Source organism: Sphingomonas sp. jy18, from assembly GCF_056931895.1.
Genome location: NZ_JBXPBT010000002.1, coordinates 15,946 through 42,685 on the forward strand (window position 1 = coordinate 15,946; position 26,740 = coordinate 42,685).

A 26,740-nucleotide genomic window follows, 5' to 3' on the forward strand; every position below is an offset into this window, starting at 1 on the left:
CGGCCCCGCTGCGCTCGCAATGACGATATTCAGTCCGGTAGGCTGGGCCTAGCGATCCCGCTTGGCCAGCAGCCGCAACCGCAGCGCGTTCAGGCGGATGAAGCCGGCGGCGTCCTTCTGGTCATAGGCACCGGCATCGTCCTCGAACGTCACATGCCGTTCGGAATAGAGGCTGTTGGGCGACTTGCGGCCGACGACGCTGGCGAGACCCTTGTAGAGCTTGAGGCGGACGGTGCCGCTGACCTTGGCCTGGCTGTGGTCGATGGCGGCCTGCAGCATCTCGCGCTCGGGGCTGAACCAGAAGCCGTTGTAGATCAATTCGGCATATTTGGGCATCAGCTCGTCCTTGAGATGCGCCGCGCCGCGATCCAGCGTGATGCTCTCTATGCCGCGATGCGCGCGGGCATAGATTTCGCCGCCCGGCGTCTCGTACATGCCGCGCGACTTCATGCCGACGAAGCGGTTCTCGACCAGATCGAGCCGGCCGATGCCATGGGTGCGGCCAAGCTCGTTGAGTGCGGCGAGCAGCGTGGCCGGGGACATCGCCTCGCCGTTCAGCGCGACGCCATCGCCCTTTTCGAAATCGATGGTGATATATTCGGGGCTATCCGGCGCGTCCTCGGGATCGACGGTACGCGAATAGACATAGTCCGGGGTTTCGTCCCACGGATTTTCCAGCACCTTGCCTTCGGACGAGGTGTGGAGGAGGTTGGCGTCGGTGCTGAACGGGCTTTCGCCGCGCTTGTCCTTGGGGACCGGGATCTGGTGCGCTTCGGCCCAGGCGATCAGCGCGGTGCGGCTGGTCAGATCCCATTCGCGCCACGGCGCGATCACCTTGAGGTCGGGTGCCAGCGCGGCGACGCCGAGTTCGAAGCGGACCTGGTCATTGCCCTTGCCGGTCGCGCCATGCGCCACGGCATCGGCGCCGGTTTCGCGCGCGATTTCGACGAGACGCTTGGCGATCAGCGGGCGGGCGATGCTGGTGCCGAGCAGATAGTCGCCCTCGTAGCGGGCATTGGCGCGCATCATCGGGAAGACGAAGTCGCGCACGAACTCCTCGCGTAGATCGTCGATGAAGATATGCCGATCGGGGATGCCGATCATCCGCGCCTTGGCCCGCGCCGGTTCCAGCTCCTCGCCCTGGCCGAGATCGGCGGTGAAGGTGACGACCTCGCACGCATAGGTGGTCTGCAGCCACTTGAGGATGACGCTGGTGTCGAGCCCGCCCGAATAGGCGAGGACAACGCGCTTGATGGTATCGGACACCCGGGCTTCTCCTGATTGGCGGTCAGCGGGCGCTTTAGTCGGATGGACGGTTTGTGCAAGCGGTGCGCAACGATGTGCCCGCACAGGTGCCCGGATGGCTGCGCAACATCGGGCAAGACAGTCGTTGCGGCTCGGCCATAGGCTGGGTCGTTTCCTTCTTCCCCCCCCCCCCCCGAACGCATTGAGGTGCAGGCCATGACCGAGCTTATCGAGCCTTCGACCGACGCGGATGCCCACGACTTCGGCTGGCGGCCGTTGCGGATCGTGCGGATCGAGCATGAGAGCTGCGTCATCCGGTCCTTCCATCTCGAGCCGGTCGACGGCGGGGCCTTGGCGGTTGCGGATGCCGGGCAGCATCTGCCGATCAGGCTTTCCATTGCGGGTGAGGCCGCACCGGTGCTGCGCACCTATACGCTGTCGAATGCGCCCAATGACCGGGCATACCGGATCAGCGTGCGGCGGCTGGGGCTGGCGTCGAGCCATCTGCATGCGATCATGCGCGTTGGCGACGTGCTGTACGCCAAGCCGCCGGCCGGCAGTTTCGTGGTGGACGCAGCGGCGCGGCATCGCGCGGTGATGGTGGCCGCCGGGGTAGGGATCACGCCACTGCTGGCCATGCTTTCGCATCTCGTCGCCGGCGAGGAGGCTGGCCACGTGATGCGGCCAGTGACGTTCTTTTACGCCGCCCACTCGGTCGAGGAGCGCGCGTTCGATGCCGAACTGGCGGATCTTCAGGCCCGCGCCGGTGACAAGCTGACTTTGGTCCGGTTGCTCAGCCAGACCGGCGGCGCGGAGCTGGGCAAGGATTATGAGGAGGCCGGCTTCATGCAGGCGGCCGTGTTCCATCGCCATCTCGGCTTCGAGCGGCACGATTTCTATATGTGCGGGCCGCCGCCGTTCATGCAGGCGGTCTATTCGACATTGCGCGAGGCGGGCGTCGCCGACCAGCATATCCATGCCGAGGCATTCGGCCCCGCATCACTGGTGCGCACCGGCGATACGCCCGAATGCACCGGGCCGGCAAAATTTCCATCCTCCGCTTCGGAACGGGTCCGCTTCGCGCCGTCCGATATCGATGCCGTGTGGAATCCGGGCGACGGCAGCCTGCTCGAACTCGCCGAGGCAGCGGGGCTGACCCCCGAATATGGGTGCAGGGTCGGGGCTTGCGGCGCCTGCAAGTCGCGCCTGATCTCGGGCGAAGTGGCCTATATCCGTCAGACATCGGCGGCGCATGGCGAGAATGAGGTGCTGATCTGCAGCGCGGTACCTGCCGAGCGGGGCGGTGGCGGCGCACCGGTGGTCATCGCGCTCAACCAGCCGGGCTAGAGGCTGTTCCGGTGGTAGCACCCTAATCGTCGCCCCGCACGTGATGCGGGGCCGGGCTGTTTTGGCAACCGCGCCAGAGAAAGCCTTGCCCCGTGTCGAGCACGGGGCGACGAGGGATTGCGGCCTCACGCGCCAGCGCCTGTGCTGGCGCCGGCTCAGCTTTCGCCGCGCAACCGCGTTTCGTTGGCTGCCATATAGTCGCGCGTGATCGGCAAGGCGTCGCGCCGCCGGGTCATCTGGATCTGCACATTCATATGCCCGTCGTGGCGGAAGGCATTGGCGGCCGAGGCGAGGTAGAACATCCACATCCGCCAGAAGCGGGCATCGTACAGCGCCTCGATCTCGGCGCGCTTGGCAAGGCAGCGGTCGTACCAATGCTGCAGCGTGTGGGCATAGTGCAGCCGCAGCACCTCGATATCGGTGATCCACAGCCAGCTTTGCTCGATATGCGGCACGATTTCCGAGGTGGCCGGGGCATAACCGCCGGGGAAGATATATTTGGCGGTCCAGGGATCGGTAACGCCGGGCCCGTCGGCGCGGGCGATGGTGTGGAGCAGGGCGACGCCATCGGCTTGCAGCAGCGCATGCACCTGTTCGAAGAAGGCGCGATAGTGCGGCCGGCCGACATGTTCGAACATGCCGACCGAAACGATGCGATCGAAGCGGCCATCGGCCGGCGTGAGCGCGCGATAATCGATCAGCTCGAAGCGCACCTTGTCGGCCAGGCCTTCGCGGGCGGCGCGGGCGCGGGCGTAGGCGAGCTGTTCTTCCGACAGGGTGATGCCGGTGACGTCCGCGCCGCAATGCCGGGCAAGGTAGAGCGAGAGCCCGCCCCACCCGCAGCCGATGTCGAGCACGCGCATGCCCGGGGCGATGGCGAGCTTGGCGGCGATATGCGCCAGCTTGTCCAGTTGCGCCTGTTCGAGGCTGTTGGCGGGGTCGGTGAAATAGGCGCAGCTATATTGCCGCTCGGGATCGAGGAAGAGATCGTAGAGGCGGTCGTCGAGGTCGTAGTGGTGCGCCACATTCTTCTTCGAGCGCAGGCCGTCGTTGAGCTGCTGGAAGCGCGACACCAGCCGCTGCGCCTTCCACAGGGCGACGCGGGTGGGATTGTCACGGTCCCAGCGGGCATTGTGGGCGATGAGCGCGAGCAGCGCCATGATGTCGTCATTGGCGACGGTCAGGCTGCCATCCATGAACGCCTCTCCCGCGCCGAGCGCCGGATTGCGGCCGATGGCCCATGCCGCCCGGCGGCTGTGGATGGTGACGGCAAGAGGCGCCGAATGGGTGTCGCCATAGCGTCGCGCCTGGCCATCCGGCCCGGTGACCAGCAGCGCGCCATCCTTGATGAGTTTTGTCAGCAGGCGGGAGAGAAGGAGCATGGGCTGGGCGGACTTCCTTTTCGGGGCAATCGAATGGTAGGTTCTGGCGCAGATTGAGCGGGCTTGTCGCCATCGGGAGCGGTCCGGTGGAACGAAATCCGCAATCTTCTGCAAGGGGAGCAACAATGGCCCGGTCAGACAATAGCACAAAGCCCACGGAAGTTTCCGTCGACACGTTCCTGGCTGCAATTTCCGACGCACGGCGGCGCGAGGAGGCGGAACAGATCGACGCGATGTTGCGCCGGGTGACGGGCGAGGCGCCGCAGATGTGGGGGCCGAGCATCGTCGGCTACGGCAGCTACCATTATCGCTACGACAGCGGGCGCGAGGGCGACATGTGCCGCATCGGCTTCAGCCCGCGCAAGGCGCAGCATGTGCTCTATCTGCTGGGCAGTTTCGATGACCATCAGGCCGAAGCCGATGCACTGTTCGCCAGCCTGGGCAAATATTCGACCGGCAAGGCCTGTCTCTACGTCAAGAAGCTGGCCGACGTGGACATGGCCGTGCTGGAGCGGCTGGCGACGATCAATTGGGGTGTCATGAACGCACGCTATCCGGCATGATGCACCTGGCAATCAAGGGAATCGGACAATGAGCGAATTCGCAGGCAAGCGGGTTTTGGTTCTGGGCGGCAGCCGGGGCATCGGCGCGTCGATGGTCAGGCATTTTGCGTCGGCGGGCGCGACCGTGGCCTTTACCTATGCCGGATCGAAGGATGCGGCCGAGGCGCTGGCGGCCGAAACCGGGGCGTCGGCGCACAAGGCCGACAGCGCGGTGCGCGAGGAGACCGTGGCGGCGGTGCGCGATGCAGGCGCGCTCGACATCCTGATCGTCAACGCCGGGGTGGCGATCATGGGCGATCCGCTCAAGCTCGAGGCGGATGCGGTCGACCGGCTGATCGATATCAACGTGCGTTCGCCCTATCATGCCGCAGTCGAAGCCGGGCGGCAGATGAACGACAATGGCCGCATCGTCATCATCGGATCGGTCAACGGCGATCGGGTGCCGGGTCCGGGCTTTACCGCCTATGCGCTGTCGAAATCGGCGATGCAGGGTCTGGCGCGCGGGCTGGCGCGCGATTTCGGCGGGCGCGGCATCACCGTCAACACCATCCAGCCGGGGCCGGTCGATACCGACATGAACCCCGCCGATGGGCCTTTCTCCGGCATGCTGCTGTCGCTGATGGCGGTCAAACGCTATGCCCATGCTGACGAGATCGCCGCGCTGGCGCTGTTCCTGTGCGGCAAGGATGCGGCGCTGATCACCGGCACGACGCATACCATCGACGGCGGGCTGGGGATTTAAGGGGGGAGACGCAGGCACCTCTCCCGCTCGCGGGAGAGGATAGACTTGGCTTGGCGGCTTGCCGCCTGGCAAATCGCGGAAAGGGGGCGGGAAGAGGCTTTGCTCTGTGCCGCCCCCCTCTCCAAGGTCCGGTAGGCAGCAAGCTGCCAACCTCCCCTATCCTCTCCCTCAAGGGGAGAGGTTCCCGGCGGCCTTGCCTCGTTGCAATTGCAACGGCATGACGCGGCACGATAACTGCCACGGAGAGTCCCCCCATGAAATCGCTCGCCCCCCTGTACGCCGCCTCGGCGCTGACCATCACGCTGATGGGTGCGACTGCTGCATCTGCCGACGAAGGCATGTGGACCTTCGACAATTTCCCTGCCGAAGCGATGCGGAGCGCGCATGGCTGGGCGCCCGATCAGGCATGGCTCGACCATGTCCGCCAGTCGTCGGTGCGCATCAACGGCTGTTCGGCGAGCTTTGTTTCGGGCAACGGCCTGATCCTGACCAACCATCACTGCATCGACGCCTGCCTGCAGCAGCTTTCTACCGCCGACGACGATCTGGTCGCCAAGGGTTTTGTCGCCGACCGGCGCGAGGCCGAGCGGCAGTGCCCGGGGCAGCAGGCCGAGGTGGTCGAGAAGATCGAGGATGTGACCGCGCGCGTTGCCGGAGCGATCGGCTCCGCCACGGGCGAAGCGCTGGTGCGCGCCCGCGACGCGGAGATTGCCGCGATCGAGGCCGCCGGCTGCACCGACCCGGCCAAATATCGCTGCCAGGTGGTGACGCTTTATGGCGGCGGCCAGTACAAGCTCTACACCTATCGCCGCTACAGCGACGTGCGCATGGTGTGGGCGCCCGAGGCGCAGGCGGCGCAGTTCGGCGGCGATCCCGACAATTTCAACTTCCCGCGCTATTCGCTCGATGCCAGCTTCCTGCGCGCCTATGAGGATGGGCGGCCGGTGGAAACGCCGCATCATCTGCGCTGGAACCCGCGTGCGCCGGAGGCGGGTGAGATCGTGATGGTCTCCGGAAATCCGGGATCGACCGCGCGCGGGCTGACCGAGACGCAGCGCGCGTTCGTGCGCGAAGTGGCGCTGCCGACGACGCTGATCCTGGGCTCCGAGTTTCGCGGCCGGCTGATCGCGGCAATGGAGGCGGGCGACGCCGAGATCCGGCGGCAGGGAGAGGGCGCGCTGGGCGGCATCGAGAACAGCTTCAAGGCGCAATCGGGCCAGTTCCGTTCGTTGAACGACGCCGAGTTCCGGGCGATGCTGGCGCGGCAGGAGGCCGATCTGCGCAGCCGCAGCGCCGGCAATGCCGCGATCGGCGATCCGTGGGCAGAGATTGCCGCAGCGGATGCGGCCTATCGCCCGCTTTATCTCGACTACCGTTTCCTCGAAGCGCAGGCCGGGCAGGGCAGTCAGTTGTTCCGCTGGGCGCGGACGCTGGTGCGCGCCGCGGCCGAGCGCGACAAGCCGGCGGCGGAGCGGCTGCCGGGGTTCAGCGACGCCAATCTGGCGCGCACCGCGCAGAGCCTGTTCCAGCCGGTGCCGACCTACAACTGGCTGGAGGAACTGCGCCTGTCCTTCTGGCTGGAGAAGACCCGCGAATATCTGACCGTCGACAGCCCCGACGTGCGCGCGCTGCTGGGCCGCGAAGCACCCGAAGCGCTGGCGGCGCGGCTGGTGGAAGGCTCGCGGCTCGCCGATCCGGCGGTGCGCCGGGCGCTGTGGGAAGGCGGATCGGCGGCGATTGCCGCATCGGACGACCCGCTGATCATGTTCGTGCGCGAGACCGACGCGCGGGCGCGGGCGGTGCGGGCCCGGGTCGAGGCCGTGTATGAAGGCCCGGTGACGGCGGCGCAGACCCGGCTCGCGGCAGCGCGTTTCGCGGCCTATGGCGACAGCGCCTACCCCGACGCGACCTTCACGCTGCGCCTGTCCTACGGTACGGTGCAGGGGTGGAACGAGCGTGGCGCAGAAGTGCCCTATCGCACGCTGATCGGCGGCACCTTCGACCGCGCCACCGGGGCGCCACCGTTCCACCTTGCGCCCGCCTTTGCCGCCAACCGCGCGGCTATCGACGGGACGCTGACCTATGACTTTGTTTCGACCAACGACATCATCGGCGGCAATTCCGGCTCACCGGTCATCGCCCGCGACGGCAGCGTGCTGGGCGCGGCTTTCGACGGCAACATCCACAGCCTTGGCGGCAATTTCGGCTACGATGGGCGGATGAACCGGACGGTGACGGTGTCGACGCAGGCGATCCAGGAGGCGCTGACGGATATCTATCCGGCGCCGGCGCTGGTGGCGGAGTTGAATCGGGGGCGGTGAACATACCCTCTCCCGTAAACGGGAGAGGGAGAGACGCCGAAGGCGGCGAGGGTGAGGGCCTAGACGCCTTTACCCCACCGCCACGTGCCTCTTCCTCTCCCATCGACGAGTGAAAAGTCAGAATGGCTTTTTCACTTCTGCCAATATTGTCGCCAACACATCCTTCGTCCGCGCCAACACATCCGTGTTCCAGAAACGAATGACCCTATAGCCCGACTTTTCCAGAAAGGCGGTGCGGGTGGCATCGACCACTTCATCATGTTGGCTGCCGTCCACCTCAACGATCAGCCGCTGTTCCACACATAGAGAATCAACAACATATGGGCCGATGGGCACTTGGCGGCGGAACTTCAGATTGCTGAATCGTCTGCCCCTGACATGCGCCCACAGCCGGGCCTCGGCTTCGGTCATATTTTGGCGCAGCGCCGCGGTATGGGGCGATTTGGATCGGTTGATCGGGCCTCTGTGCTGATTGGTCATGCCTGGCCCTCACCCTGGTCGCTGCGCGACCTGTCCCTCTCCCGTTTACGGGAGAGGGTTATCCCCCCGCCTCATACCGCTCGCGATAGGCCTTCCTCAGGCCGACGCGGTCGAGCTTGCCGGTGCCGAGGACCGGCAGCGCGTCGGGCGCTTCCCAGATTTTTGCCGGCACCTTAAACGCCGCGAGCCGTTCGCCGAGGAAGGCGCGCAGCGTTTCTTCGCTCACCGCCTCGCCCGGCTTGTAGTGGACGACGGCGCCGACGATTTCGCCGAAGCGTTCGTCAGGCAGGCCGAACACCGAGCATTCGGCGACGGCGGTGTGGCCGTAGATGGCGCTTTCGACCTCCGGACAGCTGATATTCTCTCCGCCGCGGATGATGATGTCCTTCTTGCGATCGACGATGAACAGATAGCCGTCCTCGTCGAGATAGCCGAGATCGCCGGTGCGGAAGCGGCCGTCCTTGGTGAAGGCGGCCTCGGTCGCTTCGCGGTTGTGCCAATAGCCTTCGAAATTGGCGACGCTGCGGATCGAGACTTCGCCGATCTGCCCCTGCGGCAGCGGGTTGCCGGCATCGTCGATGATGGCGAGATCGACCAGCGGGGCGCTGGCCGGGCCGGTCGAATCGGGCTTGGCGAGATAATTGTCGTTGATGTTGCCGCAGCCGATGCCGTTGGTTTCCGTGAGGCCATAGCCGAGCAGCGGCTGGCCGCCGCCCATGCCCTTGGACAACCGGTCGACATGATCGCGCGGGCGCGGGGCGCCGCCGGCGGCGAAGCTCTTGCAGCTGGTCAGGTCATATTTGTCGCGGTTGGGGTGGATCAGCATCTCGTAGCTCATCAGCGGCACGCCGACGAAATAGGTGATCTTCTCCTTTTCGATGAGGCGCATCGCCTCCTCGGCATCCCACTTGGGCATCATCACCAGCTTGCGGCCGATGGCGAAGCTTTGCAGCATCACCGGCACTTCGCCGGTGACGTGGAACAGCGGCACGTTGAGCAGCGTCGACGCCTGGCCTTCGGGCGCGTTGCCGGCCTGGGTCAGCACATGCACGATGGTCGCGGTCTGCACGATATAGTTGAACGTGCCCTGGGTGACGGCGCGGTGGGTGGAATAGGCACCCTTCGACTGGCCGGTCGATCCGCTGGTGAACAGGATGGTGGCGACATCGTCCCCCACCACCATTGGTAGCTGGGTCGCGTCGCTGCCGCCCTTGTGGGTCAGCGGGGCGATGGCTTCGGCAATCGGCCGGGCGATGTCGAGGATGACGATTTCCGCGCCATGATCGATCCCGGTGGCTTCGAGCCGGCCGGCGCGCTGCGCATCGGCTAGGACGAAGCGGCAGCCGGCGTCCCTGATGCCGGCGGCAAGTTCCGGACCCTGCCACCAGCCGTTGAGCAGGGTGGCGACGCCGCCGGCCATCAGCACGCCCATGTAGGTGACGATCCATGCCGGCGCGTTGCGCATGGCGATGCCGACGCGATCGCCCTTGGCAAGGCCATAGCCATCGACCAGCGCGCGGGCGACATCGGTGGCACGTGCGTAGGTTTCCCTGAAGCTCAGCCGCTCATCGCCGTCGACGAGGAAATCGAGGTCACCGTGCAGGTTGCAGAAATAGGCGAAATAGAAGGGCAGGCTGGGCGGCGCGTTGGCGATGATCGGCAGGCTCTGGCCATATTTCTCGACGGTACCGAGCTGGAACATCTTGCCTTCGCCGATTACGGCGTCGAGGCCCTCGGCAATCAGCTGGTCCAGTGCAGATGGCATATCGAATCTCTCCCTTTTGCTTTCGCTCGCGCGTTGGCAACGATATGGGGAGAAAAATCCCGAGGGGAAAGACCTTGATCCTGTCCATGCTGGCCGAGGCCGCAACCTACACCAATTTCAACGATCTGGGGCTGGTCAACGCGGTGCATATCCCGCTGCCCTTCACCGACTGGCAGTTGCCGCTGCGTTTCTACAGCCTCGCCTACATCATCGGCATCTTTGCCGGCTACTGGCTGGTCAAGAAGATGCTGCGCCAGCCGGGCGCGCCGATGGCCGAGCGGCATGTCGACGATCTGCTGTTCTGGGCGATGCTGGGCGTCATCCTTGGCGGGCGGCTGGGCTATGTGCTGTTCTACAATCTGGAACAGTATGTGGCCGATCCGGTGGCGATCGTCCGGCTGTGGGACGGCGGCATGAGCTTCCATGGCGGCGTGATCGGCGTGACGCTGGCGATCTGGTACATCGCACGGCGCAACGGCCTGAGCTTCCTGCGTGTGTGCGACTATGTAGCCTGCGTGGTGCCGATCGGCATGCTGCTCGGGCGGCTTGCCAATTTCGTCAACGGCGAGCTGTGGGGCCGGGTGATCGCAAGCGATGTACCCTGGGCGATGATCTTTCCGGCGAGCGGGACGCTCGATCCGCGCCACCCGAGCCAGCTGTATCAGGCGGGGCTGGAGGGGCTGGCGATGCTGGTGCTGATGAGCTGGCTGTTCTGGCGCACCAAGGCGCGGTACAATCCGGGCATGCTGGTCGGCATCTTTGCGGCAGGCATGGGGCTGGCCCGCTTCATCAACGAGTTTTTCCGCGAGCCGGACTCGCAACTGCTGTGGCTCGCCGAGCAGACAGGATTGTCGATGGGCCAGTGGCTGACGATTCCGATGATCGTGCTCGGGCTGTGGCTGGCCTGGTCGGCGAAGGGCCGGCGCCAGCGGGTGGAGCCGATTGCGGGCGCGGACAGCGTGGCTTGAGCGGGGTCGGGTGACCTTTTCAATGCATTCATCTCACAAGGTCATTCCCGCGAAAGCGGGAATCCAGGAGCGACACAGCGCACTGCTCGATGACGCCACTGGATTCCCGCTTTCGCGGGAATGACATTCGGTGGTTGTGGTGACGAAGTCCGCAGCAGCCGAACGGCTGGAGAGACTGATCGCACAGGGCGGATCGGTGCCGGTCAGCCTGCTGATGGCCTATGCCAACCAGCATTATTACGCGACGCGCGACCCGCTCGGCACCGACGGCGATTTCACCACTGCGCCGGAAATCAGCCAGATGTTCGGCGAGATGATCGGCCTGTGGTGCGCGGACCTGTGGATGCGTGCCGGCCAGCCGACGGTGGCCTATGCCGAACTGGGGCCGGGGCGCGGATCGCTCGCCGCCGATGCGCTGCGCTCGATGGCGCAGTTCGGCCTCGTGCCCGCGGTCCATTTTGTCGAGACCAGCCCGGTCCTGCGCGACGTGCAGGCCGCCGCGGTGCCGGGCGCGACCTTTCATGCCGACGTCTCGACCCTGCCGGGCGATGTGCCGCTGCTGGTGATCGCCAATGAATTTTTCGACGCGCTGCCGATCCGCCAGTTGGTGAAGACGGCCGAGGGCTGGCGCGAACGGGTGGTGACCCTGGTCGACGGCATGTTCACGCCGGCCGCGGGCCGGGTGCCGATGGATGCGGCGGTGCCGCCCGACATGCGCTCTGCCGGGGTCGGCGCGATCGTCGAGGCCAGTCCGGCGAGCGTCGCCATCGCGCGCGATCTGGCACAGACGCTGGCACGGCAGGGCGGGGCGATGCTGGTGGTCGATTATGGCTATGCGGTGGCCGCACCCGGCGACACGCTGCAGGCGGTGGAGCGGCACCGTTTTGCCGATGCCTTCGATGGCGTGGGCGAGCGCGACATAACCGCGCATGTCGATTTCGGCGCGCTGGCGATAGTCGGGGAGAGCGAGGGGCTGATCGTATCGGGGCCGGTTGGCCAAGGCGACTTTTTGCAGCGACTGGGCATCACCGCGCGCGCGCAATCGCTGGCGGCGCGCAATCCGGCGCGCAGCGTCGACGTCCAGGAGGCGCTGCGACGGCTGACGCATCCGGACCAGATGGGCAAGCTGTTCAAGGTGCTGGCGATGCGGCATGACGCGTGGCCGCAAGGGGAGGGCTTCGGGTGAGGCAGTCGACGGGAGACATAATGCTTGAAACGCCGACGGTGGCCGACGCGGCTGCCCTGTCCGCCTGCGCGCAGCAGATTTTCTGCGATACCTTTGCCCATATGAATTACCCGCCCGACGATCTGGCGGCGTTTCTCGAGACGGCGATGGGGCCGGCGGCCTATGCGCGGCAGATTGCCGATGCCGCCTATGCGCTGCGGATCGTGCGCGATGCGGGCGGCGTGATACGGGGTTTCGTCAAGGGCGGCCCCAACGACTTGCCAGTGCCCGACGGCGACCCCGAGCCGGCGAAGACGTGGGAATTGCATCAGCTCTATCTGGACAAGGCGGTGCAAGGCAGCGGCGTTGCCGATGCCATGATGGATTTCGTCTTCGCCGAAGCGCGGGCGCGCGGGGCGGAGGCGCTCTATCTTTCGGTCTGGGTCGGCAATGAACGGGCCAAGCGCTTCTATGCGCGGCAAGGCTTTGTCGAGGTGGGGAAGAATCCGTTTCATGTGGGAACGGTGGTGGATGACGACCGGGTGTGGCGGAAATGGTTGTGATGGCTGATTTCAGCGCCGTCATTGCGAGCGAAGCGAAGCAATCCAGTGTCGGCGTTTACCGCCCTGGATTGCTTCGCTTCGCTCGCAATGACGAGGAGAGAGGCGAGAGGTGACTGAACCTCTCCCCCTCTGGCACAGCGGCTTGCTCGACGGCTCGCCGCATGGTTTCGCCGGGCGGCGGGGCGGCGTCTCTACCGGTGCCTTCGCCAGCCTCAACACCGGCCATGGTTCGGGCGAAGACGCGGATGTGATCGCCGCCAACCGGCGGCGTGCCGCCGATGCGGTGCTGCCGGGGGCCGGGCTGGCGAGTGTCTATCAAGTGCACGGCCGCACCTGCGTGACGGTGCGCGAGGTGGTGGCGTTCGAGGAGCGGCCGCAGGCGGATGCGATGGTGACCGACGTGCCCGGCCTGCTGCTGGGCATCCTCACCGCGGATTGCGTGCCGGTGCTGTTTGCCGATCGCGCGGCGGGCGTGGTCGGCGCGGCCCATGCCGGGTGGAAGGGCGCGCTGGCCGGGGTGACCGACGCGTGCGTGGAGGCGATGGTGGCGCTGGGCGCCGATGTCTCGCGCATCGCCGCCGCCGTCGGGCCGTGCATCGCCCGGGCGAGTTACGAGGTGGACGAGCGGCTGCTGCGCGCCTTTGTCGAGGCCGACGCCGAGAATGAGCGCTTCTTCATCGACGGCCGGCCGGGCCACTGGCAATTCGACCTGGAAGCCTATGTGGCGATGCGGCTGGCGTCAGCGGGGGTGGCGCGGGTCGAGCTGCTTGGGCTCGACACCTATGCCAACGAGGCCGATTTCTTCAGCTTCCGCCGCGCGACCCACCGGGGCGAGCCGAGCTACGGGCGGCAGATAAGTATGATCGGGGTGGCAGGATGACCGCGCAGGAGGTCCTCCCCGGAACGGGGAGGGGGACCAGCAAAGCTGGGGGAGGGGCGGTGGTCGCAAGGGGCGGCAGCCGGAAATGCTGCGGTTGCCCCTCCACCATCCTGCGGATGGTCCCCCTCCCCTTGCAGGGGAGGACCTTGGCATGACCGCCCAACGCATCGGCCTTGTCGCCGGCATCATTGTCTTCATCGGCATGCTGCTGCTGCCCGCGCCTGGCGGCATGGAAGCCGCCGCATGGCGGATGGCGGCGCTGACCGTGCTGATGGCGATATGGTGGATGACCGAAGCGCTGCCGCTGACCGTGACCGCGCTGCTGCCGTTTCTGGTGGTGCCGATGTTCGGGATCATGAGCGCTGCAAACATCGCCAAGGAATATTATTCGCCGATCCTGTTCCTGATATTGGGCGGTGCCTTCCTCGCGCTCGCCATCGAGCGGGTCGGGCTGCACCGGCGGCTGGCGCTGGCGCTGCTGGCGCGATCCGGCGACACCGCCTGGGGCCTGCTGTTCGCCTTCATGGCGTCGACGGCGATCCTGTCGATGTTCATTTCCAACACCTCCACCGCGCTGATCATGGTGCCGATCGCCATCGCGGTGCTGGCCGCGGTGCGTACGCCGGAGGGCGAGACCGGGGGAATGGCGGGGGCGCTGATGATGGGCATCGCCTTTGCCGCGTCGATCGGTGGCCTCGGCACCATCGTCGGATCGCCGACCAATGCCATCGCCGTCGGCCTGATCGAGAAGGCGGTCGATGTCGAAATCGGCTTTGCGCTGTGGGCGGCCTATGGCGTGCCGATGGTGGTGCTGGGCACCCTGCTGGCGTTCATCATCCTGATCCGCGTGCAGAAGCTGGCCAAGACCGGGTTCGATGTGCCGAGCGCGCGTGTCGCCTTCGGCGAGGCGGGGGCGTGGAGCACGGCGGAGAAGCGGGTGGTGCCGATCTTCGGCCTGGTGTTCCTGGCGTGGGTGGCGCAGCCCTGGCTCGAGCCGCTGTTTCCGGCCGGGGCGCTGACCGACGGCACCATCGCGGTGGCCGGATCGCTGCTGCTGTTCCTGGTGCCCGACGGCACCGGGCGGGTGCTGCTGACCTGGAAGGAGGCGGACCGGGCGCCGTGGGGCGTGATCATGATGTTCGGCGGCGGGCTGGCGCTGGCGGCGGGGATCACCGAGAGCGGGCTGGCGGCATGGCTGGGCGAGGCGCTGGAGCCGCTGCGCGGCGTGCACCCCATCCTCATCGCGCTGGCGCTGTGCGCGCTGGTGGTGCTGATCACCGAATTCGCCTCCAACGTCGCCACCGCGAGCGGGGTGATGCCGGTGGTCGCCGCATTGATCGCCGCGACCGGCGTCGATCCGCTGCTGCTCGCCATGCCCGCTGCGCTGGCGGCAAGCTGGGGCTTCATGCTGCCGTCGGGGACGGGGCCGAACGCGATTGCCTGGGCGAGCGGGCACATCGCGCTGCCGCGGATGCTGAAGGCGGGGCTTGCGCTGGACGTGATCGGCATACCGCTGATCGTGGGTGTGGCGTGGGCGGTTTCTCTGACGGCGTGAGACGGTTTCAATTGTAACCGGATTGGGCTAGGATTTTCCTATTCCGTCATTGCGAGCGAAGCGCGGCAATCCAGGACGGCGCTGCGCGACTCTGGATTGCTTCGCTTCGCTCGCAATGACGAGCAAAAACTGCGGAGAAAATCTTACATGACCGACGCCACGCTTCCCCCCGCCACCCCGCGCCGCAAGCCCAAGCCGTCGGTCGAAACGCTGGGCAACCGCAAGCTTTCGCCGTCGACGCTGATGATGGGCTTCGGCTTCGATCCGGTGCTGTCGGAAGGATCGCTGAAGCCGCCGATCTTCCTGACCTCCACCTTCGCCTTCGAAAGCGCCGAGGCGGGCAAGCGGCATTTCGAGGGGATTACCGGCAAGCGCCCGGGCGGGGCGGATGGCCTCGTCTATTCGCGCTTCAACGGGCCCAATCAGGAAATCCTCGAGGATCGCCTGGCGGTATGGGATGAGGCGGAGGATGCGCTGGTGTTTTCGAGCGGCATGTCCGCCATCGCCACGCTGTTCCTGGCGCATGTCGGCGCGGGCGACGTCATCGTCCATTCGGGGCCGCTTTATGCCGCTACCGAAACGATGATCGCGCGCATCTTCGCGCGCTTCGGCATCACCTATCTCGACTTCCCGGCAGAGGTATCGCGCGCCGAGATGGATGCGATCCTGGGTGCGGCCAAGGCGCAGGCGGCGGCGAGCGGCGGCCGGGTGGCGATGGTCTATCTGGAAAGCCCGGCCAACCCGACCAACGCGCTGGTCGATGTCGAGGCGATGCGCGCCGCGGTCGATGCGGCGTTCGAAGCGGACGCGCGCCCGCCGATCGCCATCGACAACACCTTCCTCGGCCCCTTGTGGTCCAAGCCGTTGCTGCATGGTGCGGACATGGCGGTCTACAGCCTGACCAAATATGTCGGCGGGCACAGCGATCTGGTGGCGGGCGGCGTGCTCGGCGCCAAGCGCTGGCTCGACCCGGTGCGCAGCATGCGCAACACCATCGGCACCATCTGCGACCCCAACACCGCCTGGATGCTGATGCGCAGCCTGGAGACGCTGGAACTGCGCATGGACCGCGCGGGGCAGAATGCGGCGGTGGTGTGCGATTTCCTGCGCAGCCACCCCAAGGTCGAAGGGCTCGGCTATCTCGGGTTCCTGCCGGAAGGGGCGCAGAAGGATATTTTCGAGCGGCACTGCAGCGGGGCGGGCTCCACCTTCTCGCTGTTCATCAAGGGCGGCGAGGCGGAGGCCTTCCGCTTCCTCGATGCCTTGCGCATCGCCAAGCTGGCGGTCAGCCTGGGCGGCACCGAGACGCTGGCGAGCGCGCCTGCCGCCATGACGCATCTTTCCGTGCCCGACGAGCGCAAGAAGGCGATGGGCATCACCCCCAATCTGGTGCGCATTTCGATCGGCATCGAACATCCCGACGATCTGATCGCCGATTTCGCGCAGGCGCTCGACGCGGTGTGAGGCGCAAGCCACGATAACCGCAGCTATCTGGCAAAACCGCTTGCGGCACGAAACTTTCCTGCCCACTGTTGCGTTCGATGGTTATGGCGGCGGAATATTCGTTCGAGGGGGATGGCGAGGCCGCCATTTTGATGCTGCGCGGGCGTTTTACGCTCGCGCGCATCGGTGCCGTGCATGACGAACTGCAGGCGGCGGTGGCGGAGCGGCAGCGGCTGTCCGCCATCGACCTGTCCAACATCGAACGCATCGATACGGTCGGCGCCTGGCTGGTCAGCCGCCTGGCCGCTGCAAGCGGTGCGCGGATCGACGGCGCCAGCCCGGAGGCGGTGACGCTGATGGAGGCGGTGCAGCGTGCCGACCAGCCGGTGCAGATGCGGCCCGACATATCCTCCCCGTTCGTGCGCTTTGCCGAGCAGGTCGGGGCGGCGGTCGGCATCATCGTGCGCGAGTTCCTGCAACTGGTCGCCTTCTTCGGAGAGGCGCTGATCTCTGCGGGGCGGCTGCTTGCCCATCCGCGCCGGATCCGCTGGCGCGCCATCGTCCGCGGGTTCGAGACGGTCGGCGTCAACGCGCTGGTGATCATCGGCCTGATGCTGTTCCTCGTCGGCATCGTCATTGCACAGCAGGGGGCGGTGCAGCTCGAGCAGTTCGGGCTGGAGGTGTTCACGATCAACCTGGTCGGGCGCGCCTCGGTCCGCGAACTGGGGCTGCTGATGGCGGCGATCATGGTCGCGGGCCGTTCGGGGTCGGCGTTCGCGGCACAGATCGGGACGATGAAGCTGACCGAAGAGGTCGACGCGATGCGCACCATCGGCGTTTCTCCGACCGACGCGCTGACCCTGCCGCGCGTGTTCGCCACGCTGCTGATGATGCCGCTGCTGGGCTTCTATGCCTCGATCTGGGCGATCATCGGCGGCGGTCTCTATTGCTGGGTGGGGCTGGGCATTCCGCCGCTGACCTATGTGCAGTTGCTGCAGACCATCATTCCGATGACCGATTTCTACGCGATGCTGATCAAGGCACCGGTGTTCGGCATCATCATCGCCATCACCGGCTGCTACCATGGCATGCAGGTCAAGGCGAATGCGGAGGAAGTGGGGCTGCGGACCACGGCGGCGGTGGTGCAGGGCATCTTCCTGGTGATCGTGCTCGACGCCTTCTTCGCGGTGTTCTTTTCCTCGCTGGGCTGGAACTGATGGCCGAATTTTCGATCCTGCCCGAGGCCGAACCCGAAGAGGTGGTGCCGCTCGACGAATGGGACGACGAGCTTGCCATCCGCGTGCGCGGGCTGACCAACCGCTTCGGCGAGCAGACGGTCCACGAGGGGCTCGACCTCGACGTGCGGCGCGGCGAGATACTGGGCGTGGTCGGCGGGTCGGGCACCGGCAAATCGGTGCTGATGCGCTCGATCATCGGCCTGCAGACGCCGAGCGAGGGCGAGATCTGGGTGTTCGGGCAGCCGGCGCTGGGCCTGACCGATGCCGGCGCGTTGCGTGATGTGCGTCGGCGCTGGGGCGTGCTGTTCCAGGGCGGCGCGCTGTTTTCGACACTGACCGTGGCCGAAAATGTGCAGGTGCCGATCAAGGAATATTACCCAGCCTATTCGCAGACGGTGCTGGACCAGATCGCCGCCTACAAGGTGGTGCTGGCGGGTCTGCCCGCCAATGCGGGGCCGAAATATCCGGCCGAGCTTTCCGGCGGGATGATCAAGCGTGCGGCCCTGGCGCGGGCGCTGGCGCTCGATCCGGCGCTGCTGTTCCTCGACGAGCCGACCGCCGGACTGGACCCGATCAGTGCGGCGGCATTCGACGCGCTGATCCGGGAACTTGCCGATACGCTGGGGCTGACCGTGCTGCTGATCACCCATGACCTCGATACGCTGCACAGCGTGTGCGACCGGGTGGCGGTGCTCGCCGACAAGAAGGTGATTGCCATCGGCACCATCGAGGAGCTGGTGGCGACCGATCATCCGTGGATCCACGAATATTTCAGCGGCCCGCGCGGGCGCACCGCCTCTGCCGCCAACATCAACACCGAGCGACCCAAATCCAGCCTGACCGCGGCCAGCGCCGCGCAGCGATCCGGAGACTGAAGCGATGGAGACCCGTTCCAATAACCTGCTGGTCGGCACCATCACCCTGCTGCTGATGTTCGCGCTGGCGGGCTTTACCGTCTGGCTGGCCGGTGCCGGCAGCCGTGACCGGGTGGAGTATGACATTTTCTTCAAACAGTCGGTGCAGGGGCTCGACCGTGGATCGACCGTGCAATTTTCCGGCGTGCCGGCCGGGCAGGTCAAGGAAATCGCGCTGTGGCAGCCCGATCCGCAGTTCGTGCGGGTGCGGATCGAGGTCGACCGGGACATCCCGATCCTGCAAGGGACGACCGCGTCGATCGGCGGGGTGGGCTTTACCGGCGTGTCGCAGATCAGCCTCGACGGGGCGATCAAGGGGCAGCCGCCGATCACCGATCTTGGACCGGCAGGCCGGCCGGTGATCCCCACCAAGCTGGCGGGCTTTGGCGAACTGCTCAACAATGCGCCGCAACTGCTCGAGCGGCTGTCGACGCTGACCGAGCGGCTGACCGAACTGGCCGATGACCGCAATCAGGAAAGCCTCGCCAACATCCTCGACAATGTCGAATCGCTGACGGGGACGCTTGCCCGCAACGGCCCGCAGATCGAGCAGGCGCTCGCCGAGGCGCGGGTCGCGGTGCAGCAGGCGGGCACGGCGGCGGAGGAAGTCGGCCGGCTGGCGGCGACCACCAACGGGTTGCTCGACGAGCAGGGCCGGCCGCTGATCGCCGACCTGCGCCGCGCGGTATCCTCGGCCGAGCGGTCGATCGTGACGCTGGAAGGCGCGATCAACGATGCGCGGCCAGGGCTGCAATCGTTCAGCAGCCGGACCATACCGGAAGCGAATGCGCTGATCCGCGATCTCAGGCGCAGCGCCACAACGCTGTCCAACGTGGCCGACCGGCTCGATACACAGGGCGCAGGGGCGGTGCTGGGCACCAGCCTGCCCGATTATGAAGAAAAGTGAGGAGGTGACGATGTCCCCCAGAAGCATGTTCGTCGCGCCGCTGGCAGCGCTGTTGCTCACCGGTTGCATCAGCTTTGGCGGCAAGGTACCGCCGTCGCTGCTCAACCTGACCGCCGAGACCGCCCCGGCCGCGAACAGCGCGCGCAGCGGCAGCGCGCAGACCGCGCTGACCATCGTCATCCCGTCGGTACCGCAGAAACTGCGCACGCCGCGGGTACCGGTCGAGACCGGCGGAACGCAGATCGCCTATCTCAAGGACGCGCAGTGGGTCGAGCCGCCGGCGCGCCTGTTCCAGCGGCTGCTGACCGAGACGCTGTCGGCGGGTGGCCAGCGGCTGGTTCTGACCGAGACCGAGCTGATCACCGGCCCGGGCGAGCTGTTGAGCGGCGACCTGCTCAATTTCGGCGTCAATGCGGACTCGGGCCAGGCGGTGGTCACCTATCAGGCGATCCGGCTGACCAACGATGGATCGACCATCTCCCAGCGCCGGTTCGAGGCGCGAGAGGCGGTGGGCGACCTGACCCCGGCCAACGCCGGTGCGGCGCTCAATCGCGCGGCCAACCGGGTGGCGGGCGAGGTTGCGCAGTGGATGGCGCCGTAATCGGAAAAATTGCCGTAGTCCTGAGCTTGTCGATGGGCGCCTCTCGCGTTCACGAAGCGCCCTTCGACAAGCTCAGGGCTACGGATAAGTCGGTTGTTGGGGAGAAGGACAATGACGCTCGAAGGCAAGATCGCGTGGATCACCGGCGCATCGTCGGGCATCGGGCGGGCCATTGCACTGGCGCTGGCCAAGCAGGGCGTGCGCCTGATCCTTTCCGGTCGTCGCCGCGAGGCGCTGGAGGAGACGGCAGCGGCGACGGGTGCGGTGTGCATGATCCTGCCGTTCGACACCACCGATCTGGCGGCGCTGCCCGATATCGTCGCGCAGGCGGCGGGTTGGCATGGGCGCATCGACATATTGGTCAACAACGCCGGGATCAGCCAGCGCAGTCTGGCGGTCGATACCGACACATCGGTCTATGACGCGGTGATCGGCGCCGATCTGCTCGCGCCGATCCACCTGACCCAGCACTGCCTGCCGCACCTGATTGCCCACAAGGAAGGCCAGATCGTCGCCATCTCGTCGGTGGCGGGCCGTGCCGGGGTGCCGCTGCGCACCGCCTATTGCGCGGCCAAGCATGGCCTGATCGGCTATATGGACGCGTTGCGCGCAGAGGCCGAGATTGCGCATGGGCTGAAGGTGCTGAACGTGCTGCCCGGCTCGGTCGCGACCGACGTGGCGCGCAACGCGCTGACCGCGCAGGGCGACAAGCAGGGGCACAGCGACCCGCAGATCGACAATGGCATCCCGCCGGAAGACTGCGCGGCAGAAATTGTCGCGGCCATGTTGGCGGGCACGCGCGAGCTGATCGTCGCGCGCGGGATGGAGATGGATCTGGCGCGGCTGCGTCAGTCGGACGGCGATGCGCTGTTCGCCATCACCGCCAAGCTGGGAGCACGGCTGGCGGGGGTGGAGGAATAGACATCGTCATTGCGAGCGCAGCGAAGCAATCCAGGGGCGCCGCTTCACCGCGCTGGATTGCTTCGCTGTGCTCGCAATGACGATCAGAGCTTAGCCTCCACCGCCGCGATCAACGCGGGCACGCCCATGTCGCTGCGCATCTCCTCAGGCCCCAGCAGCAGCGCCAGCTCGTCCTCGTCGCGTCGCAGGATCGCGGGCAGCGGCAGGTGCACCAGCGCCGGGAAGGCGCGGGCAAAATCCTGGCGGTGGTAGAATTCGGCGGCGAAGGGCTGCGCCTTCAGCCAGTCGCGCCACGCGCCGCGCATCGATACCGCGCCGTAGGTGATGGCGCACAGATCGCATGGATAGGTTGCGGGCCGGACCAGCTTGTGCACCGCATCCTTCAGCGCGGCAAACAGCCCCTCGTCGGCGTTATAGACGATGACCAGCGCGTCGGGCGGTGCCCTCATCTGCCGACGGCTGGCGCGGCACGTTCCAGCGCGCGGTGGATCGCCGCGGGCTTGCGGCTGGCGGCATTGCGCCAGCGCGGTGCATCCTCGAGATTGGTGGGCGTGCCGTCGGGGCGGAGTATGAGGACGGTGGGGGTGCCCTCGATATCGCCAAGCCCGAACCGGTGCGCGATCGCGATGGAACGCTCCGAGCGGCTGAAGGGAATGTCGACGAAGACGATCTCGTAACGACGGGCAAGCATCGTGGCAGTCCGCGGTCGCTCCATCGCCGCCACCAAAGCGTTGCTGTCATGACACCAGCTACCACCGAACACGATGAGCACATGCTTGCCGCTCTGCCGCGCGGCATCGAGTGCGGCTTCGACATCGGCGGTTGCGTCCCGCGTTGCATCGAACGGAGAAGGGGATTCTGTCTGAATCGTGATCGGCGGCGGCGAGACCACTGGCGTTATCACCACAGGTTGCCCCTGCATCATCAGCGCCAGCAGCGACAATCCGACCGTCATTTGCGCAATCCTCCGCCCGATCCATCCACCGCGATCGCCTGTCCCGAGACATAGGGATTGGCATCGCTGACCAGCCACGCCACTACCGCCGCGACATCGTCGGGCGTCGGCACCCGGCCGAAGGGGAAGCGGGCGTCGAGCTCGTGGATGTCGGCGACGCCGGTCACCGCGCGCGCCAGCCGCTCGCCCATGTCGCTGACCGTCAGGCTGGGCTTGACGATGTTGACGCGCACGCCGTTGGGCATCTCCTCCTTGGCCATGGTCAGCGCCAGCGCTTCGCTCGCTGCCTTGCCCATGGTGTAGGGCGCGCCATTGGCAGCGTGGCTGTCGGTCGCGACCGAGGAAATGACGACGATGTCCGACCGCGCGCGCCTGCGCAGGTGGGGCAGGGCATAATGGCTCATATAATGGGGGCCAAGCGCGTGGACCGCCAGCACCCGCTGCAGTTCGGCGGGGTCGGTGTCGGCGACGCTGCGGCCCGACGAGGCAATGCCGGCGTTGTTGACGAGGATGTCGAACCCGCCGAAATCGCGCGCCACCGCCGCCACCATCGCCTCGCACTGCTCGGCCTCCCCGATCGAGGCGGCGTAGATCTCTGCCCGCCGCCCGAGCGCGCGCACCGCCGCCGCCGTCTCCAGCGCGGCATCCTCGTCGCGGCGATAGTTGATGGCGATGTCGGCGCCGGCACGGGCCAAGGCCAGCGCAATGCCCCGCCCGATCCCGCGCGAGCCCCCGGTGACGAGCGCGATGCGCCCGGAAAGATCGATACTGCTCATGTCCCGGTTAGAGCGCGGGGGCACGCACCTGTCAAAGGCTATGGTGGGGCCACATGTCCGGTAGCCATTATTCCCGGGACGAGGCGGTTATCGTATCGTCGCGCAGGAACCAGCCCGTATAGACCCGGCGTGGCCCGCCTGTGGTCACGGCTGTCACGCGATGTTCGAGGTTCGGCCTGACCGCGAAAATCAGGGTCGAGCCGGGCAAGAGGTGATGACAAGTCAGAATTGGCTTGGTTGTGCCCTTGGGGCGCATTTCGAATACGCCGCCTTCATACGGATTTTCCGACAGATTGATGACAATGCCGAGGATGCGCCCTTTGTTGGTCAGATCGTCATGCCATTCCAGCCCGTCGTCCGTATCGGGGCTGGCCTGATTGATCGATCCGACGACACCGCGCAGCGGCGGGCAGCCGGTTGCCTGCTCAAGCCAGCGGCGGAGCATAGAGCGGTCGAGCATCAGCGCGAATGCGGCACCGATGCTGCCATCGTCAGCAAACTGGCGCAGACCGACATGGCCATTGTCCCTAAGGTCGAATCCGCTCGATGCAGCGCGCTTCATCAACTGTTCGAGCAGCAGGGGCGAGAGCACGCCCTCGAACAGCAGCGCAGGTATCGTGCGAAACGGCTCAACATAGGACGCCGCGTCCGCAACTATGTTGGTAGCGCTGATGTCGATGTAAAACGGTTTCGATGCTGTGAGGCGGGGCGGTGACGAAACTGACATACCCGAAGCTTTGCACAAATTCACTGCGAAAGCATCAGTCCAGGCATCTGCATTTTTCCGATTGCGTGCGATGTTCTTGCTATCGCTCCATGCAGAGGCTGGGGCAACCCCGCACAATGCCGTACGTGTCGCGCGGTCCAGCAGCGGCTTCAACTGTTCGATGAATGGCGCACCTAGGAGGAGAAAGTTCGAAACTCCTCTTCGATACGCTAGCGCAGTGGAACCACGCTTTAAGCCAAACATCAATCGCCGGAATCCTGCCAGCCGCCAATAGCAATCACGCTGTTGGCGATGATGATTCATCATCGAATGGCGGCACGGTTCCGCTCGATCCGAACGTGGTCGGAATCGATCTTTCGGCGCGGCGTCCACAGCGTCCAACATATCGCGGACCGAAGAAGCGTAATGCGGATGATGATGGAATGGAGGTCGGCCATGGGTAGCCGTCGTCCACCTCCCTTCTCGCTTCGTCTTACATTCGAAGAACGCGCGAAGATCGAAGCCGATGCCGCTGGCATGTCACTCGGCGGCTATATCCGCTCGTGCCTGCTTGATCCTGATTGGATCGCGCCGCGTCGTCGAGGCAAGTTTCCGGTGAAGGATCATCGCGCGCTTGCGCAGCTCTTGGCAATGCTCGGTCAATCGCGATTGGCGAACAATGTGAACCAACTCGCGAAGGCCGCAAACACGGGCAGCCTTCCGGTCACCCCAGAGACCGAGGAAGCGCTACTCACGGCTGTGCAGGAAGTCACGCGTATGCGGCAGCTTCTAATCGAAGCTCTCGATCTGGATGCACGCCTATGATCTTTAAAGCCTCCAAGCGCAGCGGTGGTCGTCAGCTTGGGAGTCATCTCCTCAAGACGGAAGAGAATGAGCATGTCGAGATTCATGAAGTGTCGGGGTTCATCTCCGACACGGTCATGGGCGCGATGAACGAAGCCTATGCGGCGGCGCGGGGCACGAAGTGCAAGCAGTATCTTTTCTCGATGTCACTCAGTCCGCCCGCGCACGAGTCCGTGCGCGTCGAAGTGTTCGAGAAAGTGATCGGCGATATCGAAGAGCGGCTCGGCCTCAAAGGTCAGCCGCGCGTCATCGTCTTTCACGAGAAAGAAGGTCGCAGACATTGTCATGCCGTCTGGTCGCGCATCGTTGCCTCGACCATGACGGCAATCGATCTTCCCTTCTTCAAGAACAAGCTCCAGGTGTTGGCGAAAGAGGTCTATCTCGAAAACGGGTGGAAGATGCCGCGCGGATTCGAGAATCCGCAGCTCCGCGATCATCGCAATTTCTCCTTGGACGAATGGCAGCAAGCCAAGCGTGCAAGCATCGATCCGCGCGAGCTGCGCGGTGCAGTCATCGACTGCTACCGGCAAGCGGACAACGCCAAGAGCTTCGCGGCTGCGCTCGAAGAGCGCGGCCTCTTTCTTGCGCGCGGTGACAGACGGGGCTTCGTCGCCGTCACCACTGACGGCGATGTCTATTCACTCTCGCGCATCATTCCCGACAAGAAAGCTGATATCGCTGCACGCCTCGGCGATTCATCAAAGCTCATGTCCGTTGCGGAAACACGCGAACGCATTGCGAGCGAGATCGCGCCTCGCCTCTCCACATACATTGCAGAGGCCAAACGCATTGCCCATCGCAACATGGAACCACTGATAGCCAAGCGCGAAGCGCTCAAGGTTCAGCATCAAGCTGAACGCCAAGCCTTCGATACCAAACTCGAAACCCGCTGGAACGAAGAGCAACGCATTCGCGCATCACGTCTGCGCAAAGGCATTGCCGGTGCATGGGACTTCCTGACGGGGAAATATTTCAAAGTGCGCAAGCAGAATGAGATGGAAGCCAAATTTGCGCGGGAGCGCGATAGCCATGAGCGGCACGCTCTGATCCATGCGCAGCACATGGATCGCCAAGCCCTTCAAGAGCTGATCAGAGAAGGCCGACGCAAGGAAGCTGAACGCATCCTCGGCCTCTATCGGGAGGCCGCCAAGTTTCGCCGGATGCGCGAGGGCCAAGTCGAGCGCGACAAAGATCGCGGGCGCGGCTCTGCAACGATGCGTCCGAAGCGGGATCGCGGCCTTGATCTCGGGTGAAAAGCAGAAGGCCCGCCAATCTTGTAGGGGTTGGCGGGCCTATTCCAGTTTAGGAATTCTGTCTTGTCGGGGTCTAGGTAGGGCAAGCACCGCCGAACGAAGGTGGTGGTGGTGGTGGTGGTGCCGTACATGTTGATGATGTTCCCCCGCCCGATCCGGTGCAACTCCAACTCCATGGTCCGGCCCCTGTTACAGCTGTTGCGGTTCCGGCTGCACACAAACCTGAAGCGGGCGCTGATGCCGTCGGGGTGTTGTTCGATGGGCCGCATATGCCTTGAATGATGGAGAGCGAGGCACATGATGCATTCGCGCCGCTGTTCAATCCATCGCAAGTCCACACATACGGGCCGGAGCCGGTCACTGCGGACGCGGTTCCAGCGTTGCAGAGGCCGGTCGAAGGTGTAGTTGTCTGGGCGGTATTATGTGATGGGCCGCATTCACCATTAACGGCCAAATTTGCTTGGCATGAATCATTTGTGCCGCCGTCTCGTCCGTTACAGTTCCATGTGAATGGTCCCGTTCCCGATACGGTTGTAGCATCGCCGGTCGCGCAAAGACCTGAGGTTGGGGCGGAGTAAAGACTTGCGCCATCGGCTGGTCCGCAGGCACCATTAACAACTTTGGGAGCTGTGCATGACGCATTGCTTCCGCCGCCTGTCCCTTCGCAATTCCAATTCCACGTGCTGACATTATCGGTGACGGCAGTCTGAGTGCCCGCTGAACAAAGATTGGCAGATGGGGCCGTCGATGAGCCCACGCCATTCGCCGTGCCGCAGACGCCATTGACGCCAATGATAGCTTTGGGGGCCGTGCAAGTTGTATCGATGCCGTAAGCTATTCCGCTGCAATTCCAGTTCCAAGCGCTGGCTGTGTTGACACCGTAGGCGAAGGTGCCAGCTGAACACAAGTTGGTGGCGGGAAAGGTTGATGAGCTCACGCCATTTGCGGTCCCGCAAACGCCGTCGGTATCTGTAACTTTGGGAGCTTGGCAGACGACATTGTTCATGCCGTAAGTTCCATTGCAAAACCAAACCCAAGTGGTGGTCCAACCGGTAAGGCCGATGGGGGTGCCCGCTGCGCACATCTGGGTGGGAGGGGTTGAGGAAGGAACATTATTTGACGCCCCACACGCACCACTCACAATGTCGCAAGAGGAAGTGAATGAACACGTACCTGAATTTGTGCC

25 protein-coding genes are annotated in these 26,740 nt (G+C 65.4%); 17 read left to right on the plus strand and 8 right to left on the minus strand.

What is annotated here, in order from left to right:
- Nucleotides 1–48: 48 nt before the first annotated feature.
- Complete coding sequence (locus AC0QC4_RS05210) at nt 49–1,266, minus strand: argininosuccinate synthase (protein ID WP_483658676.1); 1,218 nt, start codon at nt 1,264–1,266, stop codon at nt 49–51.
- A gap of 195 nt (nt 1,267–1,461) precedes the next feature.
- Here AC0QC4_RS05210 and AC0QC4_RS05215 point away from each other — a divergent pair, with 195 nt between their 5' ends.
- The gene (locus AC0QC4_RS05215) at nt 1,462–2,592 is read left to right on the plus strand and encodes a 2Fe-2S iron-sulfur cluster-binding protein (RefSeq protein WP_483658677.1); all 1,131 of its coding nucleotides are present in this window, start codon (nt 1,462–1,464) and stop codon (nt 2,590–2,592) included.
- 155 nt (nt 2,593–2,747) lie between these two features.
- Here AC0QC4_RS05215 and AC0QC4_RS05220 read toward each other — a convergent pair whose 3' ends face one another.
- The gene (locus tag AC0QC4_RS05220) at nt 2,748–3,974 is read right to left on the minus strand and encodes a class I SAM-dependent methyltransferase (protein ID WP_483658678.1); all 1,227 of its coding nucleotides are present in this window, start codon (nt 3,972–3,974) and stop codon (nt 2,748–2,750) included.
- 125 nt (nt 3,975–4,099) lie between these two features.
- On the opposite strand from AC0QC4_RS05220, the gene AC0QC4_RS05225 reads away from it, so the two are divergent.
- The 3 genes from AC0QC4_RS05225 to AC0QC4_RS05235 all read left to right on the plus strand — a co-directional run bounded on the left by AC0QC4_RS05225 (nt 4,100) and on the right by AC0QC4_RS05235 (nt 7,600).
- On the plus strand, nt 4,100–4,537 hold the full coding sequence (locus tag AC0QC4_RS05225; protein WP_483658679.1) for a DUF1801 domain-containing protein: 438 nt from the start codon (nt 4,100–4,102) through the stop codon (nt 4,535–4,537).
- A 28-nt stretch (nt 4,538–4,565) separates the two neighbouring features.
- Nucleotides 4,566–5,279, plus strand: coding sequence for an SDR family oxidoreductase (gene bdcA, locus AC0QC4_RS05230; protein WP_483658680.1), 714 nt, complete (start codon nt 4,566–4,568; stop codon nt 5,277–5,279).
- Between the two features lie 254 nt (nt 5,280–5,533).
- Complete coding sequence (locus tag AC0QC4_RS05235; RefSeq protein ID WP_483658681.1) at nt 5,534–7,600, plus strand: S46 family peptidase; 2,067 nt, start codon at nt 5,534–5,536, stop codon at nt 7,598–7,600.
- Between the two features lie 117 nt (nt 7,601–7,717).
- Here AC0QC4_RS05235 and AC0QC4_RS05240 read toward each other — a convergent pair whose 3' ends face one another.
- Nucleotides 7,718–8,080, minus strand: coding sequence for an endonuclease domain-containing protein (locus AC0QC4_RS05240; protein ID WP_483658682.1), 363 nt, complete (start codon nt 8,078–8,080; stop codon nt 7,718–7,720).
- A 58-nt stretch (nt 8,081–8,138) separates the two neighbouring features.
- Entirely contained in the window at nt 8,139–9,845 is a 1,707-nt protein-coding gene (locus tag AC0QC4_RS05245; protein ID WP_483658683.1) for a class I adenylate-forming enzyme family protein, read from the minus strand.
- 74 nt (nt 9,846–9,919) lie between these two features.
- Between AC0QC4_RS05245 and lgt the strand changes: the two genes are divergently transcribed.
- The 11 genes from lgt to AC0QC4_RS05300 all read left to right on the plus strand — a co-directional run bounded on the left by lgt (nt 9,920) and on the right by AC0QC4_RS05300 (nt 21,000).
- The gene (gene lgt, locus AC0QC4_RS05250; protein ID WP_483658684.1) at nt 9,920–10,813 is read left to right on the plus strand and encodes a prolipoprotein diacylglyceryl transferase; all 894 of its coding nucleotides are present in this window, start codon (nt 9,920–9,922) and stop codon (nt 10,811–10,813) included.
- Nucleotides 10,814–10,952: 139 nt separating this feature from the next.
- Nucleotides 10,953–11,999 (plus strand): class I SAM-dependent methyltransferase, encoded by a 1,047-nt coding sequence (locus AC0QC4_RS05255; protein ID WP_483658685.1) that lies wholly within the window; start codon nt 10,953–10,955, stop codon nt 11,997–11,999.
- Between the two features lie 20 nt (nt 12,000–12,019).
- Nucleotides 12,020–12,541, plus strand: coding sequence for a GNAT family N-acetyltransferase (locus AC0QC4_RS05260; RefSeq protein WP_483658686.1), 522 nt, complete (start codon nt 12,020–12,022; stop codon nt 12,539–12,541).
- 109 nt (nt 12,542–12,650) lie between these two features.
- The gene (gene pgeF, locus AC0QC4_RS05265; RefSeq protein WP_483658687.1) at nt 12,651–13,421 is read left to right on the plus strand and encodes a peptidoglycan editing factor PgeF; all 771 of its coding nucleotides are present in this window, start codon (nt 12,651–12,653) and stop codon (nt 13,419–13,421) included.
- 151 nt (nt 13,422–13,572) lie between these two features.
- Entirely contained in the window at nt 13,573–14,976 is a 1,404-nt protein-coding gene (locus tag AC0QC4_RS05270; protein ID WP_483658688.1) for an SLC13 family permease, read from the plus strand.
- Nucleotides 14,977–15,123: 147 nt separating this feature from the next.
- Nucleotides 15,124–16,440: a cystathionine gamma-synthase family protein gene (locus AC0QC4_RS05275; RefSeq protein ID WP_483658689.1), complete on the plus strand. Its 1,317-nt coding sequence runs from the start codon at nt 15,124–15,126 to the stop codon at nt 16,438–16,440.
- Nucleotides 16,441–16,517: 77 nt separating this feature from the next.
- Nucleotides 16,518–17,636, plus strand: a complete 1,119-nt coding sequence (locus AC0QC4_RS05280) for an ABC transporter permease (RefSeq protein ID WP_483658690.1) — start codon at nt 16,518–16,520, stop codon at nt 17,634–17,636.
- Nucleotides 17,636–18,532 (plus strand): ABC transporter ATP-binding protein, encoded by an 897-nt coding sequence (locus tag AC0QC4_RS05285; protein WP_483658691.1) that lies wholly within the window; start codon nt 17,636–17,638, stop codon nt 18,530–18,532. Before AC0QC4_RS05280 ends, AC0QC4_RS05285 begins: the two co-directional genes overlap by 1 nt.
- A gap of 4 nt (nt 18,533–18,536) precedes the next feature.
- Nucleotides 18,537–19,478, plus strand: a complete 942-nt coding sequence (locus AC0QC4_RS05290; RefSeq protein ID WP_483658692.1) for an MlaD family protein — start codon at nt 18,537–18,539, stop codon at nt 19,476–19,478.
- A 10-nt stretch (nt 19,479–19,488) separates the two neighbouring features.
- Nucleotides 19,489–20,079 carry an ABC-type transport auxiliary lipoprotein family protein gene (locus AC0QC4_RS05295; RefSeq protein WP_483658693.1) on the plus strand — a complete coding sequence of 197 codons (591 nt, stop codon included), beginning with the start codon at nt 19,489–19,491 and terminating at the stop codon, nt 20,077–20,079.
- A 111-nt stretch (nt 20,080–20,190) separates the two neighbouring features.
- Nucleotides 20,191–21,000, plus strand: coding sequence for an SDR family NAD(P)-dependent oxidoreductase (locus AC0QC4_RS05300; protein ID WP_483658694.1), 810 nt, complete (start codon nt 20,191–20,193; stop codon nt 20,998–21,000).
- An 83-nt stretch (nt 21,001–21,083) separates the two neighbouring features.
- On the opposite strand, the gene AC0QC4_RS05305 is transcribed toward AC0QC4_RS05300, so the two are convergent.
- From AC0QC4_RS05305 to AC0QC4_RS05320, 4 genes are all read right to left on the minus strand, one after another.
- Nucleotides 21,084–21,449: a hypothetical protein gene (locus AC0QC4_RS05305; protein WP_483658695.1), complete on the minus strand. Its 366-nt coding sequence runs from the start codon at nt 21,447–21,449 to the stop codon at nt 21,084–21,086.
- Nucleotides 21,446–21,955 carry a thioredoxin family protein gene (locus tag AC0QC4_RS05310; RefSeq protein ID WP_483658696.1) on the minus strand — a complete coding sequence of 170 codons (510 nt, stop codon included), beginning with the start codon at nt 21,953–21,955 and terminating at the stop codon, nt 21,446–21,448. Before AC0QC4_RS05310 ends, AC0QC4_RS05305 begins: the two co-directional genes overlap by 4 nt.
- On the minus strand, nt 21,952–22,731 hold the full coding sequence (locus AC0QC4_RS05315) for an SDR family NAD(P)-dependent oxidoreductase (RefSeq protein ID WP_483658697.1): 780 nt from the start codon (nt 22,729–22,731) through the stop codon (nt 21,952–21,954). Before AC0QC4_RS05315 ends, AC0QC4_RS05310 begins: the two co-directional genes overlap by 4 nt.
- Nucleotides 22,732–22,798: 67 nt before the next feature.
- Nucleotides 22,799–23,611 carry a 2OG-Fe(II) oxygenase gene (locus AC0QC4_RS05320; RefSeq protein ID WP_483658698.1) on the minus strand — a complete coding sequence of 271 codons (813 nt, stop codon included), beginning with the start codon at nt 23,609–23,611 and terminating at the stop codon, nt 22,799–22,801.
- 282 nt (nt 23,612–23,893) lie between these two features.
- On the opposite strand from AC0QC4_RS05320, the gene AC0QC4_RS05325 reads away from it, so the two are divergent.
- Both AC0QC4_RS05325 and AC0QC4_RS05330 read left to right on the plus strand, forming a co-directional pair.
- Entirely contained in the window at nt 23,894–24,262 is a 369-nt protein-coding gene (locus AC0QC4_RS05325; RefSeq protein ID WP_483658699.1) for a plasmid mobilization protein, read from the plus strand.
- Nucleotides 24,259–25,554, plus strand: a complete 1,296-nt coding sequence (locus AC0QC4_RS05330; RefSeq protein ID WP_483658700.1) for a relaxase/mobilization nuclease domain-containing protein — start codon at nt 24,259–24,261, stop codon at nt 25,552–25,554. The genes AC0QC4_RS05325 and AC0QC4_RS05330 overlap by 4 nt, the downstream gene beginning before the upstream one ends.
- Nucleotides 25,555–26,740: the final 1,186 nt, after the last annotated feature.

Bases quoted from the DNA above. Each gene is read 5' to 3' on its own strand.
- AC0QC4_RS05215 (WP_483658677.1), top strand. From the start codon at position 1,462: ATGACCGAGCTTATCGAGCCTTCGACCGACGCGGATGCCCACGACTTC.
- AC0QC4_RS05220 (WP_483658678.1), bottom strand. From the start codon at position 3,974: ATGCTCCTTCTCTCCCGCCTGCTGACAAAACTCATCAAGGATGGCGCG.
- AC0QC4_RS05225 (WP_483658679.1), top strand. From the start codon at position 4,100: ATGGCCCGGTCAGACAATAGCACAAAGCCCACGGAAGTTTCCGTCGAC.
- bdcA (WP_483658680.1), top strand. From the start codon at position 4,566: ATGAGCGAATTCGCAGGCAAGCGGGTTTTGGTTCTGGGCGGCAGCCGG.
- AC0QC4_RS05235 (WP_483658681.1), top strand. From the start codon at position 5,534: ATGAAATCGCTCGCCCCCCTGTACGCCGCCTCGGCGCTGACCATCACG.
- AC0QC4_RS05240 (WP_483658682.1), bottom strand. From the start codon at position 8,080: ATGACCAATCAGCACAGAGGCCCGATCAACCGATCCAAATCGCCCCAT.
- AC0QC4_RS05245 (WP_483658683.1), bottom strand. From the start codon at position 9,845: ATGCCATCTGCACTGGACCAGCTGATTGCCGAGGGCCTCGACGCCGTA.
- AC0QC4_RS05260 (WP_483658686.1), top strand. From the start codon at position 12,020: ATGCTTGAAACGCCGACGGTGGCCGACGCGGCTGCCCTGTCCGCCTGC.
- AC0QC4_RS05270 (WP_483658688.1), top strand. From the start codon at position 13,573: ATGACCGCCCAACGCATCGGCCTTGTCGCCGGCATCATTGTCTTCATC.
- AC0QC4_RS05275 (WP_483658689.1), top strand. From the start codon at position 15,124: ATGACCGACGCCACGCTTCCCCCCGCCACCCCGCGCCGCAAGCCCAAG.
- AC0QC4_RS05280 (WP_483658690.1), top strand. From the start codon at position 16,518: ATGGTTATGGCGGCGGAATATTCGTTCGAGGGGGATGGCGAGGCCGCC.
- AC0QC4_RS05285 (WP_483658691.1), top strand. From the start codon at position 17,636: ATGGCCGAATTTTCGATCCTGCCCGAGGCCGAACCCGAAGAGGTGGTG.
- AC0QC4_RS05290 (WP_483658692.1), top strand. From the start codon at position 18,537: ATGGAGACCCGTTCCAATAACCTGCTGGTCGGCACCATCACCCTGCTG.
- AC0QC4_RS05295 (WP_483658693.1), top strand. From the start codon at position 19,489: ATGTCCCCCAGAAGCATGTTCGTCGCGCCGCTGGCAGCGCTGTTGCTC.
- AC0QC4_RS05300 (WP_483658694.1), top strand. From the start codon at position 20,191: ATGACGCTCGAAGGCAAGATCGCGTGGATCACCGGCGCATCGTCGGGC.
- AC0QC4_RS05305 (WP_483658695.1), bottom strand. From the start codon at position 21,449: ATGAGGGCACCGCCCGACGCGCTGGTCATCGTCTATAACGCCGACGAG.
- AC0QC4_RS05310 (WP_483658696.1), bottom strand. From the start codon at position 21,955: ATGACGGTCGGATTGTCGCTGCTGGCGCTGATGATGCAGGGGCAACCT.
- AC0QC4_RS05315 (WP_483658697.1), bottom strand. From the start codon at position 22,731: ATGAGCAGTATCGATCTTTCCGGGCGCATCGCGCTCGTCACCGGGGGC.
- AC0QC4_RS05325 (WP_483658699.1), top strand. From the start codon at position 23,894: ATGGGTAGCCGTCGTCCACCTCCCTTCTCGCTTCGTCTTACATTCGAA.
- AC0QC4_RS05330 (WP_483658700.1), top strand. From the start codon at position 24,259: ATGATCTTTAAAGCCTCCAAGCGCAGCGGTGGTCGTCAGCTTGGGAGT.